At 34.7% G+C, this 5,078-nt stretch carries 2 protein-coding genes and 3 pseudogenes; 1 reads left to right on the top strand and 4 read right to left on the bottom strand.

The features are described 5' to 3' along the window. From LOK41_RS27225 to LOK41_RS27215, 3 genes and pseudogenes are all read right to left on the bottom strand, one after another. Window positions 1-1,045: pseudogene (locus tag LOK41_RS27225) on the bottom strand (IS4 family transposase); the annotation flags it as partial. 105 nt (window positions 1,046-1,150) lie between these two features. Beyond that, window positions 1,151-2,320 carry a serine hydrolase domain-containing protein gene (locus LOK41_RS27220; RefSeq protein WP_017154330.1) on the bottom strand — a complete coding sequence of 390 codons (1,170 nt, stop codon included), beginning with the start codon at window positions 2,318-2,320 and terminating at the stop codon, window positions 1,151-1,153. Between the two features lie 1,030 nt (window positions 2,321-3,350). Next, a pseudogene (locus tag LOK41_RS27215) lies at window positions 3,351-3,614 on the bottom strand (IS4 family transposase); the annotation flags it as partial. Window positions 3,615-3,850: 236 nt separating this feature from the next. Here LOK41_RS27215 and LOK41_RS27210 point away from each other — a divergent pair. Then, the gene (locus LOK41_RS27210; RefSeq protein WP_241819199.1) at window positions 3,851-4,639 is read left to right on the top strand and encodes an alpha/beta fold hydrolase; all 789 of its coding nucleotides are present in this window, start codon (window positions 3,851-3,853) and stop codon (window positions 4,637-4,639) included. 256 nt (window positions 4,640-4,895) lie between these two features. Here the strand turns inward: LOK41_RS27210 and LOK41_RS27205 are convergent. Further along, a pseudogene (locus LOK41_RS27205) lies at window positions 4,896-5,078 on the bottom strand (phosphoglycerate mutase); the annotation flags it as partial.

Raw genomic sequence — 5,078 nt, 5'->3', positions numbered from 1 at the left:
TATTTGCCAACGCAAAGTATATAACTCATGTACCTGTTCCATCGGAACCCATTCCCAAGGTGTATTCGTCACGTACACGTTTAATCCCGCTACAACTTTACTTTTCTCTGAGTACGTTCTATTTTTGGATTTTTCTTTTTCCGCGATCTTCGTTCGTCGTTTTTGAAGTTGCTTTTCTGTTAATCGACTAAAAATAACACGCGCAAACAGTTGCTGTTTATCACCAATATAAGCATGCTTTAATTCAAATGTTTCTCCGGGCTGTAGTTGGTTTAAAAGCTGTTTCACATCGATTTGTATGTATTCCGATTGTTTCTTAATAGCACCATTTTTAAAGTATTCTGGATCTGGATTTTTCACATATACATTCGTATTTAATTTTAAACGAGAAATATAGTATGTACCTCGTTGATCCATTTGATCTAAGTCTTCCAATGAAAAATAACCCAAATCACGAATACATAAATCTCCTGGTCGTAAGGTATCTAAGCACTCCGTACCAAATGTTTTGTCATTATTTTTCCCTGGTCCAACTTGAAAGTTAAGAAATTCCCCACTGTGCAGATCATATTCTAATTGAATTTTGATTCCGGCTGTTTGAGCACATCCTCCAGAGCCTGGATATGTATTCTCTAAAGCATTTGGCACTTGAAATATGGTGGCATCTAGGATACGAATTCGTTGAAAATAAGAGAAAAGATGGTTAGAAATTTGTGTTTGTTCACAGACTTTTTGTTGTAACAGTAAAGAAAAAATATGTTGTAAAAATAAAACTGCCTTTGTATTTAAGCGTTTATTTAAGCCCTCAGGGCTAAGTAAAGTGCCTGTCGCAGCATGAAGCCTACTACATAATCGGACTAAGGGATCGCTTGCCACCCGTTGACTGATCCAAATACAAATAGTAGCTAAGTCTGATCCAAGAAAACTTACGTTTTCGCTTTATGAATCCGATTTCTCTTGCAAGTTCTTCTAAGAATACAGGTGTAACATATCGTTGTAATTCTTCCGCAAATGATTGTAATTCATCTTGAATCGAAAAATGCATAAGAAAACGTCATCCTTTCTAATTTAGCTTATTTAGAAAGGATAACGTTTTTTGGTATTTGAGGGTATTAAAATCTCTTAAGCTGATGGGCATGTATGGTGACCCCTACTTGCTAAATTCAGCAAGTAAAATATTTTTAAAAGGATTAGGACTGTCAGTTCTACCCAAACTATTCCAATTGACGACCAACGTATGCTTGCCTCCAAGTTTACCTCCAACAAGAGTAGTAAACCCTAGAATGCCACCTGTGTGTCCCCATATCGAGACACCGTTTGGAAGCTTAGTTTCATAGATTCCAAGACCATATCCATCGATTCCTTCACTTCCTGTAGGAACTGTAGTAAGCATTTGTTTTAGTTGCTGTTCTTTCAGTAATTTGCCACCGAGCAAGTAAGAGAAGAATTTATTTAAGTCGTCAGCAGTAGAAATCATATCTCCAGCTGAGCTAGCTACACTTGGGTTATAATAAGTAACGTCTTTTAGCTCACTTGTTCCGTCTTGTTGGACATATCCACGGGCATGCTTGGTGCCTGGAATAACGCTTGAATTTCCAGGTAGGAATGTATTCGATAATTCAAGCGGTTCAATAATTCGATTTTCAATCTCTTCCGCATAGCTGTTTCTGGTTACTTTTTCAATAAGAATACCCAGTAATACGTATCCTGTATTTGAATAAGACCAACCATTTCCTGGGTCAAAGTCTGGGGGCAGAGAAATCCCCATCTTCACTAACTCTTCAGCCGTATACGATTTTTTTGTATCCATAAAATCAGCGTCTTTTGACCTTGAGTATTCAGCGATACCACTTGTATGGTTCAATATCTGCCGGATCTTAATCTGGTTACCATCATATCCGTTTCCTTGAATGACACCAGGCAACCATTTTTCGATGGAGTCATCTAGATTCAAGCGGTTCTCTCCAGCTAATTGAAGTACAACCGTTGCGGTGAATGTCTTCGTCACGCTTCCAATGCGAAAGCGAAAATCTGTTTTCATTGGTTGCTTGGTGCTCAGATTCGCTACCCCAGCGGCATAACCCCACGTTTTTCCACCCTCGGAAGTTTTAGCAAGTATCCCTGGGTATCCAAGTTGCAATGTATCCCGCATTGCTTGCTTGACGGAATTACGATCTCGTTGAGTGCTTGTTTGTAACGAACTAGATACATTTTGAGTGGGCTCTGCTTTTACAATTGAGGCTGGCGTTGTATATAACAGGGAACTTCCAGCTATTAAAAGGGCAAGACTTGCACATGTAATTTGACTACGTATTTTCATAAGACATTCCTCTCCTCTATTCATATTGTATAAGTGTTTGCTTACTGTTCCTTACTTCCTGACAAGACTTAGGGAAAGGCCCTCACTCTTAAAGATTAAAGCCCCAGTACAAAGGTATCTATCAATACCAACAATTTGAGCCATTTAAATCTCCATCCCTTCTATAACAAAATTATTCAAAGGTATGAAAGCATATTATTATGTACCCTTAGTTATTGTTAGGATTAACACAACATGAGACATAACCCCAACCCATATTTTACTTTATTTATCCATAATATGTATTGAGAAAGAATGTAAATTCGAATCATTTCCGTATCCCAACTATTGATCGTCTTTTTCACCTATTATCATTAGATATTTAGAATTTCATTATAAAAAACAACCAATCCCTTAACGTACAGGAAGCGGTTGAAAAATGTATCTAACGTACAATTTACTTTTTTTGATATAGTGACCCCATCACCATCAAGCTAAGGTTTTGAAGTACCCCCTAAATGAAAATTTTCTTTCTCTACAGATAGTTACTCTGAAAAGTCAGCTCATTTTTTCGTTTTGGGGGCATTATAAAATTCTTAAGTTGATGGGCATGTATGGTGACCCCATCGCTATCAAGCTAAAATTTTATAGTACCCTCAGAACGAAATTTTGTGCTAACTTGTAACAAAAAAGCTCATTTTTTCGTTTTGGGGTAATTCTGAATTCATAAGTTGATAAGCATGTGTAATAATCCGCAAGTAATCAATACTAATAACTAGAAATTGGAGAATTTAACATACTTTCAAAATAACAAATTGTTATGGTAATATTTCCAATGTATAATTATGGTATTGTTTGTTTTTATGAAAAAAATACGGGGGAATTTTTAATGAAAAAAATCATACTAGGGGCACTAACACATCGCTATCAAGCTAAGCTCATACAACGTCAATTATAGTAGAGGTTGTTTCTTTTTTCTAAAGGCTACGTGTAGGGAATTTAAAGATTTACATACGAAATAAACCCTAACGGGTTTCATTTTTTTGAATTAAGCCGCTTGATTAAATCGTTGATTCAATCCCTCAGGGCTGATGAGCACTTCTGTTGATGCTTCCAAACAGCTGGATAATTGAGTTGAAGAAGTCGTAGCAATATTTTGACTCATCCATACACATAAAGCGACTAGATCTTTTGCTTGGTATTTACTGGTTCGTTGCACGAAACCAACATCTCTAGCAAGATCTCGTAAGATATTTGGAGATAAAAAGCTTTGAATCTCTTGAGCAAATAGTTGTAATTCATCAGATACAGAAATACACTTAGGTTATCTAAGTTCACGATATAAATTTTGTTTCTTATTCAACGGGCAGGTTAGTTGAAGAGTATTGTTTAACTTGTGTACAACAATCGGGCCATTTTGTGGAATAAAACTTTAATAGGCAATTAGATATTTTGTTAAAGTATATATAGAAGATTTTGAGGGAATGTACTTAACTAACGTAAGCAAAATAAGAAGATGATGGTGAAATTTTTGTGTTAAGGGGGAGAGAAATGCCTTATTTAAGAACTAAAGACGGAATTAAAATATTTTATGAATCTTTTGGTAAAGGGAGACCTCTTATTTTTATACATGGATTAGGTGCTTCTTCCTCGATGTATAAACCACAAGTAGAGTATTTTAAAAACTTTTTCGAAGTAATTTTAATAGATTTAAGAGGTAATGGAAATTCTGGAAAACTAGACTGTCACTTTGAAAGTGTTTTGGAAATGCAAACAAACGATATAAAGGAAATTTTAAACCTTTTAAAGATTGAAGCTGCAATATTTGTTGGAGTTTCGTATGGCGGTGTTTTAATTCAAAAGTTAGCCATTACTTATCCCGAAACTGTTAAGGCATTAGTAATAGTGGATAGTTTTTGTGACACGTCCATTGATTCCTTTCAAAAATTATTAGCTATGATTGGTGCTAACCAAACTTGGGTTATTAATTTTCCTAAAAAGTGGTTAGCCCAATTAACAAAAGCCTCGTATAAAAGATGGGCTTTGGCTAGCACAGAGATGGAAAGTGTAATGTTTAACATGAGAAAACATGAAGCTAAAATTCAAAGAAAAGCAATAAATAAAATTAAATTTAATAAACATTTATCAATTATAGAAGCTCCGACCCTTTGTTTGGTTGGAGACTATACTAAATTAGGTGTTCAGATGATGAAACAAGTAGCTAATTTAATAAAAAATTCAGAGATACAGGTTATTAATGATTCTTTTGACCCAAGTAACCTTTGTCAACCCCATGTTTTTAATAAGACAGTTCATAACTTTATATCGAAAGTACAATAATTACTTATTTGACTAATGTGTACGTTATTAGGGGTCACCATACATGCCCATCAAGCTAAGAAATTTTAGTACCCCCAAGTACAAAAAACGGTTATTCTTTCTAAACTAAACGAGCAAGATCAGAAAGGATAACCGTTTTTTGTGTTGATTTGGAATAAAGATTGATAAAAATAAGAATTTTAATAGTGATTAATCTATATACACAAATAAAACATTTAGAACGAATTAAACTGTTGGTAAACTATCTAAATAACAACTAAGCACTCCTTTGCTTTCTATAATAAATATAAAAAATTCCATACATTAGCAAAAGAATAAGTAAAACTTGAATTTCAACATTTTCTTGTAAAATAGTAGCTATCGATTCTGGAAGATAAGGGGATTTTTGAGCACCACCTAGACCTAATGCTTTATTAAAAATTCCAATTAGGGGTAGCAC

Origin of the sequence: Bacillus sp. TL12 (assembly GCF_022625245.1) — a bacterium.
Taxonomy (GTDB): Bacteria; Bacillota; Bacilli; order Bacillales; family Bacillaceae_G; genus Bacillus_A.
Note: the sequence above shows the minus strand (reverse complement) of the source record. Positions and strands in the feature narration are given on the sequence as shown.

What these genes read in the sequence shown, in the direction of transcription:
- LOK41_RS27220 (WP_017154330.1), bottom strand. Translation starts at nt 2,320, where the DNA reads ATGAAAATACGTAGTCAAATTACATGTGCAAGTCTTGCCCTTTTAATA.
- LOK41_RS27210 (WP_241819199.1), top strand. Translation starts at nt 3,851, where the DNA reads ATGCCTTATTTAAGAACTAAAGACGGAATTAAAATATTTTATGAATCT.